We start from the raw sequence: 20,007 nt of genomic DNA on the forward strand, positions 1-20,007 counted from the left end.
ATTGAGCCTGGTCGTTTATTGTATAGTAAGTTTGGATTTGCAAAGTATGAACCGTTCGGGAATAGTGAGCCTGCTGCAAGGCGTATGTTCATGGACAGAATCTTAAGGCAATAATTTTAAAGGACTTTATTCGTGACAAAATCAAAATGGTATAAAAATCCTGAAATGCTAATAGCGCTTTCGGCACTCTTCATCGGTTTTCTTACTGCTATTATTTCCATCTACTCCGCAGCTATTGACCGCCAATATGCGCGAGCCGCTGTCTGGCCTAAATTGGAGATTTTCAGAAGCTTCAGTGCGCACTCATTTAGTTATAGCGTTTCAAACCGAGGCACCGGCCCTGCAATAATTAAATACGCGATCGTAAAAGCTGACACACAATACATAGAGAGATGGTCGGATTTAGATGCCTTCTCTTCCAATGTTAGGCAATCTCATATCAGCACGACAACAATGTCTTCTGGGCAAACTATTAAAGCTATTGAATATTCTGGTGAGTTAGCCTCTAGCGGTATAGCCGAGGTCGACGCCACTTTGTCTATAGAGCTTTGCTATTGCTCTATTTATGATGAGTGTTGGCTTGTTGATAGAACGAATGAGAATAGACCTGTCTCGCAATGTGACGCTACTATTGAGCATGGTTTTGAGCAGTAACGATCAACGAGTTCAAGCAATAATATTATGAACATAAAAACAATCATTCACGAATTCTGGCTTTTTGGCTTAAAACAAGCGAATGCCTGTATCTTCGGTGGCTTTCTACTGGGTGTCATGATCGTTACTAATTATTGGTATCCGATTGAAAGCCTACACCGCTACGACTTCATTTTTCTCGCTGCAATCGCGTTTCAGTTGTTTCTTCTTATTTTTAGACTTGAAACGCCGCGCGAAGCCTTGGTCATTATCGTATTTCATATTGTCGCTACGGTAATGGAGTTGTTCAAAACATCAGACAGCATAGGCTCTTGGGTGTACCCGGAAGAGTTCATCTTTGGCATTGCTAATGTGCCTTTATTTACGGGTTTTATGTACAGCGCTGTGGGAAGTTACATAGCCCGAGTTTGGCGTATTTTCGAGTTTGAGTATTCCCACTACCCGAATAAAGCCGCAACTATCGTGCTGGTTGCTTTAATCTATATGAACTTCTTCACCCATCACTACATTTGGGACTTACGTTGGCTCTTGTTGGCCTTTACTGTGTTCTTGTTTTATCGCACGCATATTTACTTCAAAATTATTAAAACTCACCGCAATATGCCACTTCTGTTAGGCTGGTTTCTGGTTGCTTTGTTTATTTGGATAGCCGAGAACATTGCTACATTTACGAATATCTGGATTTATCCGAATCAGACAGAGCAGTGGGAAATGGTGTCGTTTTCTAAATTGAGCTCTTGGTACTTGTTAATGCTGTTAAGTTTTGTACTGGTGTCGTTGATAAATCAGATTCAAATTCGCCGAGTACTGGGTGCCAAAGCTATTGGGGATAATAGTGAACCTGCAGCTTAGACAATCAAGGAAGCAAAACATCATCGACCGTATTTACCGTATGGTATGGCAAGTGCTTTTGGGGTTAATTCCTCTGCTTGTACTGAGCGTTATTCTGAACGGAAAAGTAGATGACAGCCTAATTACCATGATTGCAGTGTTGACTGGAATTTGGCTTGTAGGTGTACCGCTTTGGATGATGTTTTACAATCGTGGAAATGTTGCAGTACTAGAGTATGGATTAGATGTTGATGATGTTCAGATTAGGTACACCTACTATGACATGGTAACCGCTGTAGATTGGGACAATTATAACGGATTTGAAATATCACTTTTTTGGCCAAAAAGAATAAAGATTATGGCTAAAGAAGGTAAAACTATTGAGTTGAGTTATTACACGTTTTCGGCGGAGCAACGCAAACAAATCTTTCGAGTATTGTCGGAACAACGAGAGAAATTATGAAAGCAGAATTTTGGCACAACCGTTGGAAAAATCGTGAAATTGGTTTTCACTTAAACGAAGTTAATCCATATCTCATTCAATACTTCGACACATTAGCTATAACTCGAGGCGGACGGCTGCTTGTGCCCCTTTGTGGCAAAACCCATGATATTGGATGGTTATTAAAGCAAGGTTACAGCGTAATAGGAGCAGAACTGAGTGAGCAAGCCATTAAAGAGCTGTTCGAGAACTTAGGACTAAATCCAGCAATCGAACCATCGAAAAGTGGGTTGTGGTATCGTGCTCAAAATATTGATGTCTGGGTTGGTGATATTTTCGATTTGAGTGTTGCGGATATTGGCCGAGTTGATGCGATTTATGATAGGGCAGCATTAGTGGCATTGCCAGAAGACATGAGAACACGTTATGCAGGACACTTAGTCAACTTAACTCAGAAAGCACCTCAGCTGTTGATCACGTTTGAGTATGACCAACAAAAAATGGAAGGACCACCTTTTTCTGTGGGTTCAGACAGAATCTCGAAACTGTACCGCGAACATTACAGTAGCAAGCTTTTGCAAAGAGAGCCGCTTGAAGGTGGTTTAAGAGGCAGTGTTGATGCTCAAACCGTAGTTTGGCTGCTTAGGTAATCCAGCTCAGCGTTATCCATACTTTGAAAAACTCAGGGTCACGTAGGTTACATAGGCGAGCAGAAGTAGGCTTGCTTCCGCTCGTGATAGCTTCCTACCCGTATAGAGAAAAACCATAAGCACTGCTGTTGTTGCTAATAATACCCATTGGTCAAACTGCAGGATTCTTTCGTTTATAGACAGAGGCTTTACGACGGCAGAGATGCCAAGAATACCGAGTAGATTAAATATATTACTACCAAGAACGTTGCCAATCGCAACATCGGTGTGCCTGCGGAGTGCCGCTATTACACTGATGGATAGCTCAGGTAATGACGTGCCAATAGCAACTAGAGTTAAACCGATTACGGCTTCAGACACTTGAAAGTGCTCAGCAATATTAACTGCGCCTTTCAACAAGGACTGGGAACCCAGTATCAGTAGCACCAAACCTACGATGCTGACACTTATAGTCCAACCTATACTCCTGATATTTTTCGGTTCTTCTGACTTTGGTTCCTCTGATTCTGTTTGATAAGCATAAATCAGAAATGCAGCGAGTAAGACTATAAATAGAGCACCTGCCAATCTTGAGAACAGGGCGCCCCCAATCAAAATAAAAAGCAATGTTGAAAGTAGGACTGCCGTTCCGTCTCTTTTTAATACAAGAGGCTTCACAGAGAGAGGGCTGATAACCGCACATATCCCAAGAATCAGCAAAATATTGCCAATATTACTACCAATAACATTACCTACGGCAATGTCGGGTTGGCCATTGATTGTTGCATCCAAAGAAACGGCAAGCTCAGGTGCTGATGTTCCGAATCCTACAATAACAAGGCCGGTTAACAGCGGGGAAACATTGAAACGTTGTGCGGTGGCTAAGGCTCCTTTTATCAGGGCCTCGCCTCCCGTAAACAGGAGTGCTATTCCCATCGCAATCAGTAAAATGTCCACTACGGTTCTCCTTTCCACGCTGAGTAGACAATGCTAGCGCTTTCACAGGGATTCTATCAATAGGCTAAAAAATGATATTTGAGAGAAAAGAAAAACGGGAGCAAAAGCTCCCGTTTTTTAATACTTAAAAATGTAAGAATCAATATTCAAACATTGCAGAAATAGACTCTTCATTGCTTACTCTGCGAAGAGCTTCTGAGAGCATTCCGCTAAGCGTAAGCTGAGTAACCATTCCTGTAGCTTTCATTTCTTCTGAAAGCGGAATACTGTCTGTAACAATTAACTCGTCGATTTCTGAGTTTTTAATATTCTCTACAGCGTTGCCTGAAAACACTGGGTGAGTAGCATAAGCGTAAACTTTACGCGCACCATTCTTCTTCAGAGCTTTCGCAGCTTGCGCAAGTGTTCCACCGGTGTCGATCATGTCGTCAACCATAACGCAGTCGCGACCATTCACGTCACCAATGATATGCATAACTTGTGACTCGTTCGCTTTTGGACGACGTTTATCGATAATCGCCAAGTCTGCGTCGTTCATAAGTTTTGCCATTGCACGCGCACGAACAACACCGCCGATGTCAGGCGACACCATTACCGCGTCGTGGAACGTTTGTTGCTTCATGTGTTCAAGAAGTACTGGGCTACCAAAAACGTTGTCTACCGGTACGTCAAAGAATCCTTGAATTTGCTCTGCGTGTAAGTCGACAGTTAAAACACGGTCAACACCTACACTTGAAAGGAAGTCGGCAACAACTTTAGCTGTGATAGGAACACGAGCTGAGCGTACGCGACGATCCTGACGTGCATAACCAAAGTAGGGTAATACCGCGGTAATACGCCCAGCAGAAGCACGGCGTAACGCGTCAACCATAACGATAAGTTCCATGAGGTTGTCATTGGTTGGAGCACAAGTAGATTGGATGATGAATACGTCCGAACCGCGGACATTTTCGTTGATTTGAACACTGATTTCGCCGTCACTAAAGCGACCTACATCGGCATCGCCTAATTTGATGTAGAGTCGATCAGCAATCTTGCGGGCCAGCTCGGGTATTGCATTGCCAGCGAAGAGCTTCATGTCAGGCACGGTAAACCTCGACCAAATTGTTTTTGTGGATGCGGAAAATGTCGGAATTTAATCTTCCAGTTGTTTCGCCAGGGCAAGATGCGCTGTTGAGCGATTCATGCCTTTTGCAACCCAACCCCGATAATCCTTTGGAAGACTTGCCAGAGCTCGTTTTGCTTCGTTTTCTGATGAAAATGGAGCAAATAAGCAAGCACCGGTTCCCGTCATTTTAGACGCCGCGTATTGTAGCAACCACTGGTGCGCAGCCGCAACACTAGGATAAAGATTAAAGACAAGTTGCTGACAATCATTACCAAGTTGCTGCCAGTTTAACCCTGTAATTACTTGGTCTGTATGGTGAATTGGCTTTGTAGAACGAGGCAGTTCTGGATGAGTGAAAACTGCCGCGGTACTTACATGTACTTGCGGATGAACAATGACATACCAGCATTCACTGGGACTTGCAGCTTCCAGTTCCTCACCTACGCCCCGTGCTAAAGATGCTTCGCCGTGGATAAAAATAGGCACATCAGCTCCTAGCTTCACCCCTATATCTGCAAGTTCTTGGTAAGAAAGGTTGAGATGCCAAAGTGCATTCAGCGCAATAAGCGTTGTTGCTGCGTCGGAAGATCCGCCGCCTAAGCCACCGCCCATGGGTAGGTTTTTCGTAAGGTTTATGTCTGCACCCAAAGATGTGTCGCCGGCGATACCTCGCAAAGCTCTAGCCGCTTTTATAATGAGATTCTCTTCTGTGCTCACACCTTCAATTTGTGGAGACAATCGAAACTCGCCGTCGTCACGAGCGCGAAAAGTTATTTGGTCGGCTAAATCTACAAACTGAAACAAGGTTTCAAGCTCATGATATCCGTCTTGGCGCCTGCCCGTAATATGCAGAAACAGATTCAGCTTGGCAGGTGCGGGTAAGGTAATTTCCTTATTCACTAGTAATGTCCCACCTTTGTATCTGCAGTTTAATGCGTGTCCCTGCACCTGTTAACTCAATGCTGGTGGGCAGTTGCACCCATTGTTCTTCGTTGTCGACTAATAATGGATATGCACGGTAGTGGTTAAACTCAACAAACCACTCTTGATAGACATCACTATTTCTATAGGTGTAAGACCAAGGTGTACCGTCTTCATAGTATTTAACAGCCTGTATATCACTTGAGTTTGGAATAAGGCTGGTCATTGCGTTTTGTACCAAAGTGTAGGGTAACGGCAGGTTCAAATAGTAAGACAGAAGGTAATCTACATTTTCAGCGGTATAACTTTCGTCTTCGAGCTCTAACGTAGACATGTCTTGCTGAACAGTTAACCGCGCTAATGTCCCTTGTAACGGGTGGTACAAACGAAATACGGAGCTAGTGGGGGTAACTAATGTACTTTGCCATGTTAGGTTTGCTGCAGAGCGATCCTGATTAACGTCATCGAAAAAAGCTATTCGTCCTTGCACTTGCCAATTACGAATGAGCTGAACTTGTTGTTGATGGTACTCAATTGCGGCGTTGGAAACGTCTTCATAACCCGTTTGATTTGGGCTTTGGGATGCACAACCTACGACAATAAGAGTTGCTAAAACCAGTGATAGAGAACGGAAAAAGTTAATAACATTCACCTTATATTCAAGTAGAAACGCCATGCAACTTGGCTTTTAATCATGTGACCCTTAGCTTACAATAGCGCGCTAAGTTCATGCCAGACGTTTTGCGGGTTTAATTAAGACTTCATGACCATCCTTGCAGTGGGTATTAATCACACAACAGCGACCGTAGACATACGGGAACGTGTTGCATTTCAGCCAAAGCAGCTAGAGTCTGCTTTGCAGTCTATGCTGCAACAAGGGCTGGCAACAGAGTCTGTGATTTTGTCGACTTGTAACCGCACGGAACTCTACTTTTGCGCAGAACAAGACAATTTAGAGCAAGTGATTGAATGGTTGGCCATGTACCACCAAGTGTCGAAAGAAGAGCTTGGTGAATATGTTTATCAACACCAAGACGAACTTGCTATTCAGCATCTTATGAAGGTGGCATCAGGGCTAGATTCACTAGTTCTGGGAGAGCCGCAAATTCTTGGACAAGTGAAAGAAGCATACCAAGCAGCAAGAAATGCTGGTGCTATCGGTAGTGTATTCGACCGCTTGTTTCAAAACACATTCTCGGCTGCGAAGTCTGTGCGTACAGAAACTCAAATAGGTCAAAACGCGGTTTCTGTTGCCTATTCAGCGGTGAATTTGGCGAAGCATATTTTCGACTCGCTAGAAAAAGCTGAAGTATTAATTGTGGGTGCGGGTGACACAGCAGAGCTAGCGGCTCGTCACTTAAAAGACCAAGGTGTACGAAAGCTAAATGTAGCGAACCGCACGCAAGAGCGAGCTGAAGAGTTAACTTCAGTGGTAGGTGGTAAAGCATGGTCGCTCGACCAGTTACAGCATCTTTTGCCACAGGCTGACATTGTTATTAGCTCTACAGCGAGTCCTGTTCCGGTTATTGGTAAGGGTTGGGTGGAAACTGCAATAAAGCAGCGTAAACACAAGCCTATGTTGTTTATTGACTTGGCTGTACCTCGTGATATCGAGGAAGAAGTAGGCGAGTTAAACGACGTATACTTATACACCGTTGATGATTTACAAAAAATTGTTTCGCAGAACAAAGAACAAAGACAGCAAGCTGCAAAAGAGGCGAGTGAAATCATCGCTCGCCATGTTAGTGAATTTGAAGAATGGATGCGCAGCTTGAATGCAGTTTCATTATTGCGTGAATACAGAGTCAATGTGGAACGAATTGCTCAAATTCAAAAAGAAAAGGCGTTAAATGCCATTGCTGCAGGTAAGCCACCTGAAGAAGTTATTCATGAGCTGGCGACTAAACTCGCAAACACTTTGGCACATAAGCCAACAACCGCTATACAGAATGCTGCGAAAAAGAATGATTTAAATGCGTTAGCAGCATATCAACAATTGATTCATCAAGAGGCAGAAGAATAATAATGCTAAAAGCGTCGTTAGTGACCAAGTTAGAGTCGTTACAAGAGCGTTATGAAGAATTACAAGTTCTTCTAGGAAGTCCTGAAATTATCTCGGACCAAAACCAGTTTCGTGCGCTATCGAAAGAGTACTCTCAACTTGAAGAAACAGTAGCCTGTTTTCATGCTTGGCAGCAGGCTAAAGAAGACGAGCAAACTGCACAAGACATGATGAGCGACCCTGACCTAAAAGAAATGGCCGAGGAAGAGCTCGAAACAGCACAAGCTGAACAAGAACGCTTGAGCAGCGACCTACAAATTCTACTGCTACCGAAAGATCCTAACGACTCAAGACCGTGTTACTTAGAAATTCGGGCTGGTGCAGGTGGTGATGAAGCCGCTATTTTTGCGGGCGATTTATACCGAATGTATTCACGTTACGCCGAAGACAACGGTTGGCGAGTAAGCATGGTAAGTTGCAACGAGGGCGAGCACGGCGGCTTCAAAGAGGTTATTGCTTATGTTGCCGGTGACGGAGCTTATGGTCGCATGAAGTTTGAGTCGGGCGGTCACCGTGTGCAACGTGTGCCAGAAACAGAGTCGCAAGGTCGAATTCATACTTCGGCGTGCACCGTAGCGGTTCTTCCAGAAATTCCAGAAGCCGAAGCGATTGAAATCAACCCGGCAGATTTACGCATTGACACTTACCGTGCTTCAGGCGCTGGTGGTCAGCACGTTAACCGTACAGATTCTGCAGTGCGTATTACTCACATTCCGTCCGGTGTTGTTGTTGAGTGTCAGGAAGAACGTTCACAGCACAAGAACAAGGCTAAAGCTATGTCTGTGTTGTCGTCTCGCCTACAAGCGGCAGAAGATGCAAGACGCGCCGAGGAAGAGCAGTCAACGCGTCGCGATTTGGTGGCTAGTGGTGACCGTTCAGAGCGTATTCGTACTTACAATTACCCGCAAGGGCGTGTAACAGACCATCGTATAAACCTTACGCTATACCGCCTTGATGAAGTTGTGGAAGGTAAGCTAAATCTTATTTTAGATGCGATTCTGCAAGAGCACCAAGCTGACCTATTAGCGTCTCTAGCTGACGGTGGCGAATGACCATAGCAGAGGCACTGTCTTATGCAAAAGGGTTATTTATAACGTCTGAAACGCCGTTAATTGATGCTCAGTGGCTGCTTATGAAAGTTTTAGATTGTGACCGTGGGTACTTATACACATGGCCAGAAAGGAAACTTTCCGATGAGCAGTTAGAGCAGTTTAAAGCATTTAGTGAGCGCAGAGCTAAAGGCGAACCTGTCGCTTTTATTACCGGATCACGGTCGTTTTGGACTTTTGACCTAGAGGTTAACGACTCTACATTAATTCCCAGAAGTGATACTGAAATACTGGTTCAAACCTGTTTAGAGCTTGAGGTGCCCGAGCACGCCGATGTGCTTGAATTGGGCACCGGGACAGGAGCTATCGCTTTAGCCCTGGCCTCTGAAAAGCCTGACTGGGCAATTATTGCGGTGGACAAGTCTCATGAGGCGGTGGAATTAGCCCGAAGAAACCTAGCTAGACTGGAGTTTGGTAATGTAGAAGTATTCACGAGCGACTGGTTCAGCAAGGTAGAACTAGGCAAGACATTTAACCTTATTGTATCTAATCCTCCGTATATAGACCCCGAGGATCCTCATTTAACTCGCGGTGATGTTCAATTTGAACCGAAATCTGCTCTTATTTCTGAGCATCAAGGTTACAAGGATATCGAATACATTATTACAAACGGGTTAGATTTTTTGTGCAACGAAGGGTGGCTGGCGCTTGAACATGGCGCTGAACAGGCATTACAAGTGCGGGATATTTTTTTGAAAAAAGGTTATAAAAGGGTTAACACCGTTCAAGATTATGCTAATTTGGATCGCGTAACCTTTGCGCAGAAAAGTGTATAAAGCTCGTTTTCTAATAAGCGACAAGATGCAGTTGGGAGATTGAACGCCTGATGAAAAGTAACTTTCTATTTGCAGATGAAGCAGAGAAAGAGCAGGATTTACCCGAAGAAAGCTGGAAAATCCTTATCGTAGATGATGAACCGGAAGTTCATGCCGTTACTAAGCTGGCTTTAAGTGATTTTCAATTTCTAGGGCGTGGCCTAGAGTTCCATAGTGCTCATTCGGGCGCCGAAGCAAAAGAACTGATTAAGAACAACCCTGATGCAGCAATAGTGCTTTTAGACGTCGTGATGGAAACAGACGACGCAGGGTTAAATGTTGCGCGCTATATTCGTGAGGAGCTTGGCAATCGTTATACACGTATTATTTTGCGCACTGGACAACCAGGACAAGCGCCAGAGCGCACAGTTATCGTTAATTACGACATCAACGACTACAAATCTAAAACTGAACTTACCGCACAAAAACTGTTTACAGCAGTGATGTCTAGCCTTCGTAGTTACCGTGACATTATTTCCATTGTGCATAGCCGTAATGGGTTAGAAAAAATTATTGCTTCGACTAATGACCTTTTTGCTTTGCAGTCAATGGAGCAATTTATTTCAGGTTTAGTCCAGCAATTAAGTTGGCTAATTGGCGGTGCTCGACAAACGTTCTATGCGGCGGCAGATGAAACTCAAAAGTCGAGTGAAATGAAGGTTCGTGCAGCATACGGAGAAGACGCCGACCATCTGCAAGGACAAATTATCAAGTCTGCCTTACCGAAAGAGGCTTTGGTGGAGCTCGACTCGGTTATTCGTACCCATAGTATTTATTATGGCGAAGACTTTGTTTTGGCCTATTGTCCGAGCCAGTGCCGGCCTCAGGGAGCTTTGCTTTGTCTCGCAGGGCTATCTCGCCCCTTAACTGTTAAAGAGAAGGAGTTGCTGCAATTGTTTGCAGACAACGTGCAAGTTGCTCTCGATAACGTAATTTGCCTACAAGACACAGACCAGTTGCTATCAGAGCTAGTTGCTCGCCTTATGGAACTTGAGCAGGAAAGCTATGCTCAACACCCAGAAAAACAAAGCGCCTATGTACAGCTTGTTGCTGAATTTATGAAAGAGTTGAAATGGTCTGGCGAGAAAGCACAGGTTGCCGGCACGGCTGCAACACTGTTTGAGCGCGCGGAAAAGCTATTTGCATTAATAGAAGAGCAACCAGCCAGTAAAGTATCACCTTGCCAACAACGTATAATACGCGCCATTCGACCACTACAAATGGCCGACAGTAAAGTAAGCCAAGTTGCTGTGCGTGCTTTGGATGAGCGTTTAGAACGCAGTGACGGCATGGGACTACCGGCCGGTAAATTAGCAGACGAAATTTCTGATGAAGCATTTGTATTTGGTTTGGCGCGAATGTTTTATGAATTGGTTCACCAAGACCTACCACTTGAAGATATCATTGGCCGTATTGAAGCTGAGAGAGGCAAAATATATCCTGCTGAACTTTGCGACTTGGTTAAGAAAAAAGGTCAGTCATTTTATGAGCTAGTAATGCGGCTCGACTCGTTATAGGAGATATTCAGTGTACGAAGGGTTTAAACATTTACATGCCTTATTTGCGGTATTAAGTTTCGTATCGTTATTGGCCAGAATAGTATTGGCATGGAAAGACTCCAGTAAGCTGAATAGCAAACCACTTAAAATTGTTCCTCATGCTGTAGACGGTTTATTCGTTCTCTCGATTGTGGGTATTTTGGTGGTTACGGGAGCTCATCCATTTACTAGCGGTTTCCACACCGAAAAGTTTATTGGTTTCCTCATTTATGTCGTATTTTCTGTGCTGGCTGTTTTGGCATTGAAAGGGCGTTTCCCAGCTGTAACTAAAGTGCCGTTTTCTCTAATCGCTATTCTCACTTGGTTATGGTTAGCGCACGTAGCATTTGCAAAACAACCTATTTTGTTTGCAACTGTGCTGTAAAAACTTCAAGAGGCGAACATGCAAATTCAACAAGTAGATGTTGCAGGAATTCCTGTTAACAACGACAAGCCGTTTGTTTTATTTGGTGGTATGAATGTACTTGAGTCTCGTGACTTAGCTATGCGAATTGCAGAGCATTACGTAGATGTCACACAGAAACTCGGTATTCCTTACGTATTTAAAGCATCATTCGACAAAGCTAACCGCTCGTCTATTCATTCGTTTCGTGGCCCTGGCATGGAAGAAGGGTTACGTATTTTTGAAGAGATCAAGAAAACATTCTCAGTGCCGTTGATTACAGATGTGCATGAACCTCACCAAGCTGCCCCGGTAGCTGAAGTTGTGGATGTTATTCAGTTACCAGCATTTTTAGCTCGTCAAACTGACTTAGTCGTTGCTATGGCTAAAACCGGTGCAATTATTAATGTGAAAAAGCCACAGTTTTTAGCACCGCATGAAATGCGTCACATTCTGACTAAGTTTGCAGAAGCAGGAAACGAGAAAATCATGCTGTGCGAACGCGGCTCTAGCTTTGGTTACAACAACCTTGTTGTTGATATGCTCGGCATGGACGACATGAAAGCCTTCGCTCCAGTTATTTTCGACGCCACACATGCGCTGCAAAGACCTGGTGGAAGAGCTGACTCTGCCGATGGTCGTAGGGCTCAAGCGGCACAACTAGCCCGAAGTGGTATGGCTTTGGGAATTGCAGGTTTGTTTATCGAAGCACATCCGAACCCAAATGAGGCAAAATGTGATGGTCCATGTGCATTACCACTGTCTCGTTTGGAGACGTATTTACAACAAATGAAAGCTGTAGATGACCTAGTGAAAAGCTTTTCACCGCTAGATACGTCAGTGTAGTTGGGCGATATTTTATCGTTTGACAATACTTGTTCAATATATTGCAGTCAGGTACAGTAACCCAATAATTAAACACCTGTTTTAAACAGGGTGGTTACAGTATCTGGGTGCAAGTATTTCATGAAAAAAGCAGCGAAAACCTCTGAGCGTATTCTTCGAGCAGCAGAAACTTTGTTTTCAGAACAGGGTTTTGAAGCCACTTCTTTAAGAGAAATAACTCAAGTAGCAGATGTTAACTTGGCGTCAGTTAACTATCATTTTGGTTCGAAAAAAGCGCTTATTCAGGCGGTTATGGCTCGTTATCAGTCGGTTTTTATGTGTGCGCTACAAACAGAGCTCGACGCTTTAGATGACAATGAATTACCTAGTAACCAAGATATTCTCGCGTGCTTTGTACGACCACTCTCTCAGCTTGAAGAAGTACGTAATGGTGGCGCTGCAATATATTTAAAACTACTAGGTTACGCATACAGCGAGATACAAGGGCACCTGCGTGCATACACCATGCAAAGATTCGGTGAAACTATTAGCTATGTTTTCAATTTATTTCATCGGGCAAATGCGCATTTGTCTGCCGAAAATCTATTTTGGCGGCTACACTTTGCATTAGGCACAGTTTTATTTGCTCAAGTATCTAGCCAAGCGCTATGTGAAATTGCAGAAGCAGATTTCAATGATCCCGAACCACAAGAGCAAATGCTAACTAGATTATTACCCTATATTGCAGCGGGTATCGCCGCCAAATAGCAACTATTGCATCGGAGTACAGAATGACTTTATTACTGTTAATCATTATTGCCGGCCTTATCGTATTTGGTATTCCAGATGTGCGGAAAAGGCTTATTTCAAAGCCAGCGTTTGCATTTTTCAAGCGAGTACTTCCGCCAATGTCGACGACTGAGCGTGAAGCCATGGAAGCCGGAGATATTTGGTGGGACGGTGAGTTATTCTCAGGTAATCCGAAATGGGAGAACTTGCTAAGTACGGAGCCTGCAAAGTTTACCGAAGAAGAACAAGCGTTTATTGATAATCAGCTAGAAACGCTGTTAGACATGCTCGATGATTTTGAAATTATTGCGCATCAAAAGGACTTACCTGAAGAGGTGTGGAGCTACCTCAAAAAGGAACGATTCTTTGCCATGATTATTGGCAAAGAATATGGTGGCTTAGACTTTTCCCCTGCGGCTAATTCTCATATTGTGGCTCGTATTGCCACCCGTTCATTAAGCGCCGCTGTCAGCGTTATGGTGCCAAACTCGTTAGGTCCAGGCGAGCTTTTAACCCATTACGGTACAGCAGAGCAAAAAGAGCGTTGGCTTCCGGCTTTGGCTTGCGGTGACGAAATCCCATGTTTCGCTCTAACGGGACCAGAAGCAGGGTCAGACGCCGGCGGTATTCCCGACACAGGCGTGGTGTGCCGAGACCAATTTGAAGGCAAAGAGGCTATTGGTATTCGCCTGAACTGGGACAAGCGTTACATTACATTGGCGCCTGTTGCTACAGTTCTTGGCTTGGCATTTAAGCTTTATGATCCCGAGCAATTACTGGGTGATAAGGAAGAATTAGGCATTACCTGTGCGCTTATTCCAACAAGCCATAAGGGCGTAAAAACAGGGGACCGCCATTTACCGCTTATGCAAGCGTTTATGAACGGCACAACTCAAGGTAAAGACGTATTTATACCACTAGACTGGATTATTGGTGGTGTTGACTACGCAGGTAAAGGCTGGCGTATGCTCGTCGAGTGCTTGTCAGCTGGTCGGGGGATCTCATTACCTGCTCTCGCTACTGCCTCCGGCCATAATGCGGAGCGTTACACCGGCGCTTATGCTTATGTAAGACAGCAGTTTGGTTTGCCTATTGGGAAATTTGAGGGTGTACAGTCTGCGATGGGCCGTATTGGCGGTTTAAATTACAGTTTAGAGTCGATGAGACGTTTAACTGTACTGTCTCTTTATAATGGTTATAGCCCTTCTGTGATTACCGCAATGACCAAATACCACATGACGGAAATGGGGCGCACTGTATTAAATGACGCTTTAGACATTCATGCGGGTAAAGGCATACAAATGGGGCCGTTAAACTATTTAGCGAATGGCTATTTGGGCGTTCCTATTTCAATTACGGTTGAAGGGGCTAACATTCTTACCCGAAATCTGATGATTTTCGGTCAAGGTGCAACCCGTTGCCACCCATATGTATTAAAGGAAATGGAAGCCGCAAGCAATTCAGACGAAGAGCAAGGTTTAAAAGACTTCGATGCATTGCTTATTCGCCATATTGGCTTTGCCGCAAGGAACACGTTGGGTAGCTTCTGGCATGCTATTACCTCTTCGCATTTCGCATCTGCTCCTGTGAGCGGTGAATTAGTGCGTTATTACCAGCACTTTTCACGACTAAGTAGGGCACTTGCGCTATGTGCAGATATGTCTATGTTAACTCTCGGCGGAGATTTGAAACGTCGTGAAATGCTTTCCGCGCGTTTAGGCGATGTACTTTCCCACCTATACATGGGCTCTGCAGTTCTTAAACGATTTGAAGACGAAGGGCGCTTAGCTGCCGACTTGCCGTTTGTTCGCTATGCGTTAGATCATCATTTATTTGAGATTGGGAAGGCATTTTCAGCTGCGTTTGATAACTTCCCAGCACGTTACGTGGGTAGTATTTTGCGTCGTCTTACTTTCCCGTTCGGTGTTCATTTCAAAGCACCATCAGACAAAGACGCTCGTGATATTTCAGAGCAAATGATGATACCGGGTGGAACACGTGATCGTCATACGTTCTTGTCATATTACAAAGAAGATCCAAAAGATATGACCGGCCACATGGAACTTGCTTTCCAGCTTATGTTTGAACTGAAGTCAGTATATAAAAAGCTATTGAAAGCAGAAAAAACCGGTGAGTTAGACCGCAACTTAAGCGGTGATGAATGGGTTGATGCTGCTGCAAAACTAGGACTCGTTGACGAGGACCAAGTTCCTGCACTTAAAACCTGTGAAGAGCTACGTAAACGAGCTATAGCTGTTGATAGCTTTGCCTTCGAAGCATTTAAGAACAACAAATATGAGAGCTTAGTCGACTAAGCAAGGACTTGAATAAGATGGAACTTATTTTACCTACCAAGGAATACGAGCTGTCGTATAGAAGCTATATTGAAGAACTAGGGGACGAGGAACGTTATCCTTTTCCCTTAGACTTCGACCATCAAGATTTTTCCGCACTTTTAGAACGTATAGAAGAGATTCGAAACGGTATTCGATTGCCTGAAAATTACGTTGCCAGCACTACCTATTGGCTTATTGATAAAGGTGAAATAGTCGGTGTGTCCAACTTACGGCACCAGCTTAATGACTCCATTAGGTTTATGGGTGGGCACATAGGCTTAAGTACTCGGCCATCGGTAAGGAAAAGTGGTGTCGGTAAAATTCTCATGCAAAAGACTTTAGAGCAGGCAACGAATATGGGTATTCGAGAAATCCATATTCATTGTGAAAAGTCTAATCCAGCATCAGCTAACCTCATTCAGTCATGTGGTGGAGAGCTCCACTCTGAGGTTACTGGTGATGCTCACTCTGGTGTTGTTCAGCGTTTTATAATCCGCACCCTTTGACGGCTGTCACGCTAGGCGTTACAATTGATCAAGTCATTTGCTAATAAAAGAACATTAGAGTTCTTTAATTGGGGGCGTTGTAGGAAACTACCGTTTAGTCTTCATGAGCGGGCTTCAAGAAAGTTGGATTATTTAAATTCGGCTACAAGTATTGAAGATCTGAGAGTTCCTCCAGGTAACAAACTCCACGCATTAAGCGGTGATCGTGTAGGGCAACACGCCATATCAGTTAATGACCAATGGCGCATCTGTTTTCGTTTCGAAAATGGAGATGCTTACGATGTTGAAATATGTGATTACCATAAATAAGGGGGCTATTTTGTCATTGGTTAATTGTAAACGTCCCTACAGAGTGCCTACTCATCCGGGGGCAATGTTAAGAGAGGATTTTTTTCCTGAGTATAATCTCACGGTGAGCTCAGCTGCGCGTTTACTTGGTGTCTCTCGTCAATCCATAAATGAATTAGTTCGTGAGAAAAGGGCGGTAAGTCCAGAGATGGCGTTGAGGTTGTCGCGGTTGTTTGGTAACTCCGCTGATGTGTGGTTAAACGCTCAACGTGAATTAGATTTGTGGTTAGCTGAAAAAGCTATTAAAGATAAGCTTGAGCAAATAGAAACGATTCAGAGCGAAGTTACTGTTAGCTCTTGATTGGATCTTGAACATTATATTTAGGCTAACAAGGAACTCACTATGGCTGTGTACGCGCTAAACCTTTTCGATATTGCAGACAAAGCAAGTTACTTAGCTTACGCCAAACGATCAGTATCCGAAGTTACGGCGCATGGTGGCAAAGTGATTTCGTTGGGAAAGTTTCGTGAGGCTGCGAAGGGTGATATTGAGCCACGCACAGTAATGATACTTGTTGAATGGGAATCTAAAGAGGCTTTTGAGAGCTACCGAAACGACCCCAAACTTGCCGACCTGCATCCTCATAGGGAAAAGGGAGCAACCAACTATATTTGGCACTTGTTCGATAAGCTAGAAGACTTACGCCCCATCTTAAAAGACGAGGCGTAAACTCCACTTAATGCTCGCTTTCAAATTTATCGAGTAGCGGATTTCTTTGCATGGGCTGCCAATCAGTCGTTGAGGTCGTGGCAGTTGCCGGGCAGCTACCGTTCTCAATGTAGTGATAAGCAGTTGACAGCAATGGGTCGTTATTGTCTCCCCAGTCTCCAACTATAGTGTCAGGTGCACTGCAGTCAGGTGCTATGCCATCGAAGTACCCACCTTGTCCTACGGCGTTTACTGTTTCGAAATTGATAGAGAAGAGAATTTCATCGCAGAATTGTCGTGGGCTTTGGCCTACTGGTTTGCCGCACGTTCTATCACCAATGGTGACTACGTCGACAAACGGTCTTAGGCTGTTAATCACTAACTCTGATGAAGAGCAGCTCGATGGCGTAGTAAGTACGTAAACTTTATCTACGTTGAGTCGGGTAATACCTTCACCCAAATCAAATAGAATGGAGTTGGGTTGGAAGTTGTCGTTGTATCTGTAGGTCACGAAGATCTCGTTTTGAACACTGTTCCAAGCGGCTTGAGACGATAATTGATTAGCGATACGAATAAGACCGCCGCTGTTGTAACGCAGGTCGATCACGAGCTCGTCTACGCCGTCTAGTTGGTCATAAGCGGTATTCAAATCTTGTGCAGAGCGATTGATAAACGTGTCGAATACAAAGTAACCCACTTCAACATCACCCACTTGTTCCCTTTGAGTGTGCATAACAGTGTTTGTTTCAACTTCCTCTTTACTCATAATGGCGCTGAGTACTTGACCGTCAGGTGTCCGCCATACAATGTCTTTTTCAATGCCTAATTCGTTCGGTCCGAATATGTCGCTATTTGAGGCAGTGCCCTGTGATATGCGATTGAACCATTCTTCAATGCTAACACCGTCAACCTCAATAATACGGTCTCCACGGTTCAGCCCAGCTTGCCCTGCGGGAGAGCCATCGTAGACATAACGAATTTCAATAACGTCTAGGTCTGTTCTGTTATTGCTGCTAAAGCCAAACCCGTAATAAACAGCATTTACATAGCGGTCGATGTATTCTTGTTCGGTGAGTAAAAACGAGAATTGATCGTCGGGCCTTTTCATCGCATTAAGCAGTGCGTCTAAGCTAGAATACTGGGAGGGATTAATATTCGCAGGAATGTCGTCATTCCAAAGGTAAGATTCATACATGAAAGCAGCCATTTCACGATTCTTCCCTGTTTGGCTACAACTTCCAACAACGTCGCCTACAACTTCCATTTGCGTGAAGTCTTCGACATTACAACTGGTGGCTAACAGACTTAAACCTAAAATAAGCGGATATTTTACTTTCATAACGTTTCACACCTCTAAACATCTTAGTAACATAATGAGTGAGCGTTACCGATAATTCAAGAAGAGAAGAGAGTGCATGAGCGGTTATTTGATTGATATTGAAGGCACAAGATTTGAAGAGAAAGATGCAGAACTGTTCCAACATACTGCTGTACAAGGCATGATTCTGTTCACTCGTAACTTTGACAATACGTTACAATTAAAAGAGCTAATCCAAGACATTCGGAACGCGGTTCAAAGACCTTTTTTGATTTCCGTTGACCACGAGGGGGGGCGAGTACAGCGTTTCCGCTCTGAATTTTCACCTATTCCTGCCATGGCAAGCTTTTACCAGCACTACCCAAACGACCTCGAGAAAGCCCAAAATGACGCGAAAGAGATGGGCTGGCTTATGGCTTATGAGTTGCGATGCTTAGACATCGACCTGAGTTACGCGCCAGTACTCGACGTATTCGGGGACAGTGAAGTTATTGGTAATCGTGCTTTTGCAGAACAACCAGAGCTTATTGTAAAGCTTGCAAGTGCATTTATGCAGGGTATGCGTGAAGCAGGAATGCGTAATGTAGGTAAGCACTTTCCTGGTCACGGAACGGTAGTAGCCGACTCGCACATCGCGATTCCGGAAGATATGCGCAGCAAACAAGAGATATGGTCGAAAGATTTAGTACCATTTAAAGAACTGGTAGACCAATTAGACGCCATTATGCCTGCTCATGTCATTTACCCTGAGCTAGACACTATGCCTGCTGGCTTTTCAAAGTTTTGGGTGCAGGACGTACTTCGTGAAGAATTGGGCTTTAAAGGTGTAGTGATCAGCGACGATTTAACTATGGAAGGAGCTAAGGTAGTAGGCGATGTGAATGCCAGAGCGCAAGCGGCTTTTAGTGCCGGTGGCGAGCTACTGTTAGTGTGTAACGACCGAGAAGCAGCAGAAGCTGTAATTAGCGGAACACCCGTCCCAGAAGGCAATGAAAGCGCGGTTACCAAGCTATTAGGGCAAGCATTTGAGCAAAACCCTGAACGTCACCGCGCTGCGAAAGAACTTGCTTATTCGTACGCTAGTGGGTCTTGAATGTTATTAAGTTCAAAAGCCTGTAAACGTTCGCGGCATGCGCTACAACGTCCGCAGGCTTTTTCTCTACCGTTATAACAAGTCCATGTGTTGCTGTAGTCGAGGTTCATATTTAAGCCATCGGCAAGAATTTCAGCTTTGGAGTTAGTTAGGTAAGGCGAAACAATGTCTACCGGTTCATAGTTAGCTATTTGGCTAACGTCGTTCATGGCTTTTACAAATTCTGGCCGACAGTCTGGGTAAATTGCATGGTCGCCAGAGTGCGCGCCGTACCATACCTCTTGTGCATCCAGTGACACCGCATAGCCAATTGCAAGTGAAAGGAGAATCATGTTGCGGTTAGGCACCACAGTGTTTTTCATGTTCTCTTCTGCATATTCTGCGTCTGGAACATCAATGTCGTCCGTTAAGGAAGAACCTGCAAGAAGCGAGTTAATTGCGCTTATATCTACAACTTTGTGTGGAATGTTGTATTGCTCGCAAACTGCGGCAGCGGCAACCAATTCACGTTTATGACGTTGCCCGTAGTTAAACGACAGTGCGTGAACGTTTTTCCCTGATTGAATTGCTTTGTGCAACACCGTAAATGAGTCCATTCCGCCAGAATAGATAACCACAATGTTTTTCTTTAACGCCGATTCGCTCACAGCTGTCTTCTCCTTTATAATTCCCGT

Annotated in this window: 23 protein-coding genes; 17 read left to right on the plus strand and 6 right to left on the minus strand. The window is 44.3% G+C overall.

Annotated elements, in window-relative coordinates; translation table 11 throughout:
* Nucleotides 1–132 precede the first annotated feature (132 nt).
* The 4 genes from EYQ95_RS01975 to tmpT are packed head-to-tail and all read left to right on the plus strand — an operon-like array spanning nucleotide 133 to nucleotide 2,577.
* A complete protein-coding gene (locus EYQ95_RS01975; protein WP_111914410.1) occupies nucleotides 133–654 on the plus strand; it encodes a hypothetical protein in 522 nt (173 codons plus the stop codon).
* 27 nt (nucleotides 655–681) lie between these two features.
* Nucleotides 682–1,506, plus strand: coding sequence for a DUF817 domain-containing protein (locus EYQ95_RS01980; RefSeq protein ID WP_111914408.1), 825 nt, complete (start codon nucleotides 682–684; stop codon nucleotides 1,504–1,506).
* On the plus strand, nucleotides 1,490–1,948 hold the full coding sequence (locus tag EYQ95_RS01985) for a hypothetical protein (protein ID WP_126266334.1): 459 nt from the start codon (nucleotides 1,490–1,492) through the stop codon (nucleotides 1,946–1,948). Before EYQ95_RS01980 ends, EYQ95_RS01985 begins: the two co-directional genes overlap by 17 nt.
* A complete protein-coding gene (tmpT, locus tag EYQ95_RS01990) occupies nucleotides 1,945–2,577 on the plus strand; it encodes a thiopurine S-methyltransferase (RefSeq protein ID WP_111914406.1) in 633 nt (210 codons plus the stop codon). The genes EYQ95_RS01985 and tmpT overlap by 4 nt, the downstream gene beginning before the upstream one ends.
* 12 nt (nucleotides 2,578–2,589) lie before the next feature.
* On the opposite strand, the gene EYQ95_RS01995 is transcribed toward tmpT, so the two are convergent.
* The 4 genes from EYQ95_RS01995 to lolB form a co-directional block, all read right to left on the minus strand.
* Nucleotides 2,590–3,513 carry a calcium/sodium antiporter gene (locus tag EYQ95_RS01995; protein ID WP_111914404.1) on the minus strand — a complete coding sequence of 308 codons (924 nt, stop codon included), beginning with the start codon at nucleotides 3,511–3,513 and terminating at the stop codon, nucleotides 2,590–2,592.
* A gap of 139 nt (nucleotides 3,514–3,652) precedes the next feature.
* A complete protein-coding gene (locus EYQ95_RS02000) occupies nucleotides 3,653–4,591 on the minus strand; it encodes a ribose-phosphate pyrophosphokinase (protein WP_243699851.1) in 939 nt (312 codons plus the stop codon).
* Between the two features lie 57 nt (nucleotides 4,592–4,648).
* On the minus strand, nucleotides 4,649–5,521 hold the full coding sequence (gene ispE, locus EYQ95_RS02005) for a 4-(cytidine 5'-diphospho)-2-C-methyl-D-erythritol kinase (RefSeq protein WP_111914401.1): 873 nt from the start codon (nucleotides 5,519–5,521) through the stop codon (nucleotides 4,649–4,651).
* Nucleotides 5,514–6,218: a lipoprotein insertase outer membrane protein LolB gene (gene lolB / locus EYQ95_RS02010; protein WP_111914399.1), complete on the minus strand. Its 705-nt coding sequence runs from the start codon at nucleotides 6,216–6,218 to the stop codon at nucleotides 5,514–5,516. Before lolB ends, ispE begins: the two co-directional genes overlap by 8 nt.
* Nucleotides 6,219–6,305: 87 nt before the next feature.
* Between lolB and hemA the strand changes: the two genes are divergently transcribed.
* The 12 genes from hemA to EYQ95_RS02070 all read left to right on the plus strand — a co-directional run bounded on the left by hemA (nucleotide 6,306) and on the right by EYQ95_RS02070 (nucleotide 16,943).
* On the plus strand, nucleotides 6,306–7,565 hold the full coding sequence (hemA, locus tag EYQ95_RS02015; RefSeq protein WP_111914397.1) for a glutamyl-tRNA reductase: 1,260 nt from the start codon (nucleotides 6,306–6,308) through the stop codon (nucleotides 7,563–7,565).
* Between the two features lie 2 nt (nucleotides 7,566–7,567).
* A complete protein-coding gene (gene prfA, locus EYQ95_RS02020) occupies nucleotides 7,568–8,656 on the plus strand; it encodes a peptide chain release factor 1 (protein ID WP_111914395.1) in 1,089 nt (362 codons plus the stop codon).
* Entirely contained in the window at nucleotides 8,653–9,489 is an 837-nt protein-coding gene (gene prmC / locus EYQ95_RS02025) for a peptide chain release factor N(5)-glutamine methyltransferase (protein ID WP_111914393.1), read from the plus strand. The genes prfA and prmC overlap by 4 nt, the downstream gene beginning before the upstream one ends.
* A gap of 50 nt (nucleotides 9,490–9,539) precedes the next feature.
* A complete protein-coding gene (locus tag EYQ95_RS02030; protein WP_111914391.1) occupies nucleotides 9,540–11,045 on the plus strand; it encodes a DUF3369 domain-containing protein in 1,506 nt (501 codons plus the stop codon).
* Between the two features lie 10 nt (nucleotides 11,046–11,055).
* Nucleotides 11,056–11,451: a SirB2 family protein gene (locus EYQ95_RS02035; protein ID WP_111914389.1), complete on the plus strand. Its 396-nt coding sequence runs from the start codon at nucleotides 11,056–11,058 to the stop codon at nucleotides 11,449–11,451.
* Between the two features lie 18 nt (nucleotides 11,452–11,469).
* On the plus strand, nucleotides 11,470–12,315 hold the full coding sequence (kdsA, locus tag EYQ95_RS02040) for a 3-deoxy-8-phosphooctulonate synthase (RefSeq protein ID WP_111914388.1): 846 nt from the start codon (nucleotides 11,470–11,472) through the stop codon (nucleotides 12,313–12,315).
* 120 nt (nucleotides 12,316–12,435) lie between these two features.
* Nucleotides 12,436–13,062, plus strand: coding sequence for a TetR/AcrR family transcriptional regulator (locus tag EYQ95_RS02045; RefSeq protein ID WP_111914386.1), 627 nt, complete (start codon nucleotides 12,436–12,438; stop codon nucleotides 13,060–13,062).
* Nucleotides 13,063–13,085: 23 nt separating this feature from the next.
* Nucleotides 13,086–15,398 (plus strand): acyl-CoA dehydrogenase, encoded by a 2,313-nt coding sequence (locus EYQ95_RS02050; RefSeq protein ID WP_111914384.1) that lies wholly within the window; start codon nucleotides 13,086–13,088, stop codon nucleotides 15,396–15,398.
* A 17-nt stretch (nucleotides 15,399–15,415) separates the two neighbouring features.
* A complete protein-coding gene (locus EYQ95_RS02055) occupies nucleotides 15,416–15,925 on the plus strand; it encodes a GNAT family N-acetyltransferase (protein ID WP_111914382.1) in 510 nt (169 codons plus the stop codon).
* A 24-nt stretch (nucleotides 15,926–15,949) separates the two neighbouring features.
* Complete coding sequence (locus tag EYQ95_RS02060; protein WP_111914380.1) at nucleotides 15,950–16,234, plus strand: type II toxin-antitoxin system RelE/ParE family toxin; 285 nt, start codon at nucleotides 15,950–15,952, stop codon at nucleotides 16,232–16,234.
* Nucleotides 16,206–16,574, plus strand: a complete 369-nt coding sequence (locus EYQ95_RS02065) for a HigA family addiction module antitoxin (RefSeq protein WP_207801079.1) — start codon at nucleotides 16,206–16,208, stop codon at nucleotides 16,572–16,574. Before EYQ95_RS02060 ends, EYQ95_RS02065 begins: the two co-directional genes overlap by 29 nt.
* A gap of 42 nt (nucleotides 16,575–16,616) precedes the next feature.
* Nucleotides 16,617–16,943 (plus strand): DUF1330 domain-containing protein, encoded by a 327-nt coding sequence (locus EYQ95_RS02070; RefSeq protein ID WP_111914378.1) that lies wholly within the window; start codon nucleotides 16,617–16,619, stop codon nucleotides 16,941–16,943.
* Between the two features lie 7 nt (nucleotides 16,944–16,950).
* On the opposite strand, the gene EYQ95_RS02075 is transcribed toward EYQ95_RS02070, so the two are convergent.
* A complete protein-coding gene (locus EYQ95_RS02075) occupies nucleotides 16,951–18,261 on the minus strand; it encodes a S41 family peptidase (RefSeq protein WP_111914376.1) in 1,311 nt (436 codons plus the stop codon).
* Nucleotides 18,262–18,337: 76 nt separating this feature from the next.
* Here EYQ95_RS02075 and nagZ point away from each other — a divergent pair, with 76 nt between their 5' ends.
* Nucleotides 18,338–19,333 (plus strand): beta-N-acetylhexosaminidase, encoded by a 996-nt coding sequence (gene nagZ / locus EYQ95_RS02080; RefSeq protein WP_111914374.1) that lies wholly within the window; start codon nucleotides 18,338–18,340, stop codon nucleotides 19,331–19,333.
* On the opposite strand, the gene queC is transcribed toward nagZ, so the two are convergent.
* Nucleotides 19,309–19,980, minus strand: a complete 672-nt coding sequence (gene queC, locus EYQ95_RS02085) for a 7-cyano-7-deazaguanine synthase QueC (protein ID WP_207916198.1) — start codon at nucleotides 19,978–19,980, stop codon at nucleotides 19,309–19,311. The genes nagZ and queC overlap by 25 nt on opposite strands.
* Nucleotides 19,981–20,007 lie beyond the last annotated feature (27 nt).

This window comes from Lysobacter sp. N42, assembly GCF_004344885.1.

What these genes read in the sequence shown, in the direction of transcription:
- EYQ95_RS01980 (WP_111914408.1), top strand. Translation starts at nt 682, where the DNA reads ATGAACATAAAAACAATCATTCACGAATTCTGGCTTTTTGGCTTAAAA.
- tmpT (WP_111914406.1), top strand. Translation starts at nt 1,945, where the DNA reads ATGAAAGCAGAATTTTGGCACAACCGTTGGAAAAATCGTGAAATTGGT.
- EYQ95_RS02000 (WP_243699851.1), bottom strand. Translation starts at nt 4,591, where the DNA reads ATGAAGCTCTTCGCTGGCAATGCAATACCCGAGCTGGCCCGCAAGATT.
- lolB (WP_111914399.1), bottom strand. Translation starts at nt 6,218, where the DNA reads ATGGCGTTTCTACTTGAATATAAGGTGAATGTTATTAACTTTTTCCGT.
- hemA (WP_111914397.1), top strand. Translation starts at nt 6,306, where the DNA reads ATGACCATCCTTGCAGTGGGTATTAATCACACAACAGCGACCGTAGAC.
- prfA (WP_111914395.1), top strand. Translation starts at nt 7,568, where the DNA reads ATGCTAAAAGCGTCGTTAGTGACCAAGTTAGAGTCGTTACAAGAGCGT.
- prmC (WP_111914393.1), top strand. Translation starts at nt 8,653, where the DNA reads ATGACCATAGCAGAGGCACTGTCTTATGCAAAAGGGTTATTTATAACG.
- EYQ95_RS02030 (WP_111914391.1), top strand. Translation starts at nt 9,540, where the DNA reads ATGAAAAGTAACTTTCTATTTGCAGATGAAGCAGAGAAAGAGCAGGAT.
- kdsA (WP_111914388.1), top strand. Translation starts at nt 11,470, where the DNA reads ATGCAAATTCAACAAGTAGATGTTGCAGGAATTCCTGTTAACAACGAC.
- EYQ95_RS02045 (WP_111914386.1), top strand. Translation starts at nt 12,436, where the DNA reads ATGAAAAAAGCAGCGAAAACCTCTGAGCGTATTCTTCGAGCAGCAGAA.
- EYQ95_RS02050 (WP_111914384.1), top strand. Translation starts at nt 13,086, where the DNA reads ATGACTTTATTACTGTTAATCATTATTGCCGGCCTTATCGTATTTGGT.
- EYQ95_RS02055 (WP_111914382.1), top strand. Translation starts at nt 15,416, where the DNA reads ATGGAACTTATTTTACCTACCAAGGAATACGAGCTGTCGTATAGAAGC.
- EYQ95_RS02065 (WP_207801079.1), top strand. Translation starts at nt 16,206, where the DNA reads ATGTTGAAATATGTGATTACCATAAATAAGGGGGCTATTTTGTCATTG.
- EYQ95_RS02070 (WP_111914378.1), top strand. Translation starts at nt 16,617, where the DNA reads ATGGCTGTGTACGCGCTAAACCTTTTCGATATTGCAGACAAAGCAAGT.
- EYQ95_RS02075 (WP_111914376.1), bottom strand. Translation starts at nt 18,261, where the DNA reads ATGAAAGTAAAATATCCGCTTATTTTAGGTTTAAGTCTGTTAGCCACC.
- nagZ (WP_111914374.1), top strand. Translation starts at nt 18,338, where the DNA reads ATGAGCGGTTATTTGATTGATATTGAAGGCACAAGATTTGAAGAGAAA.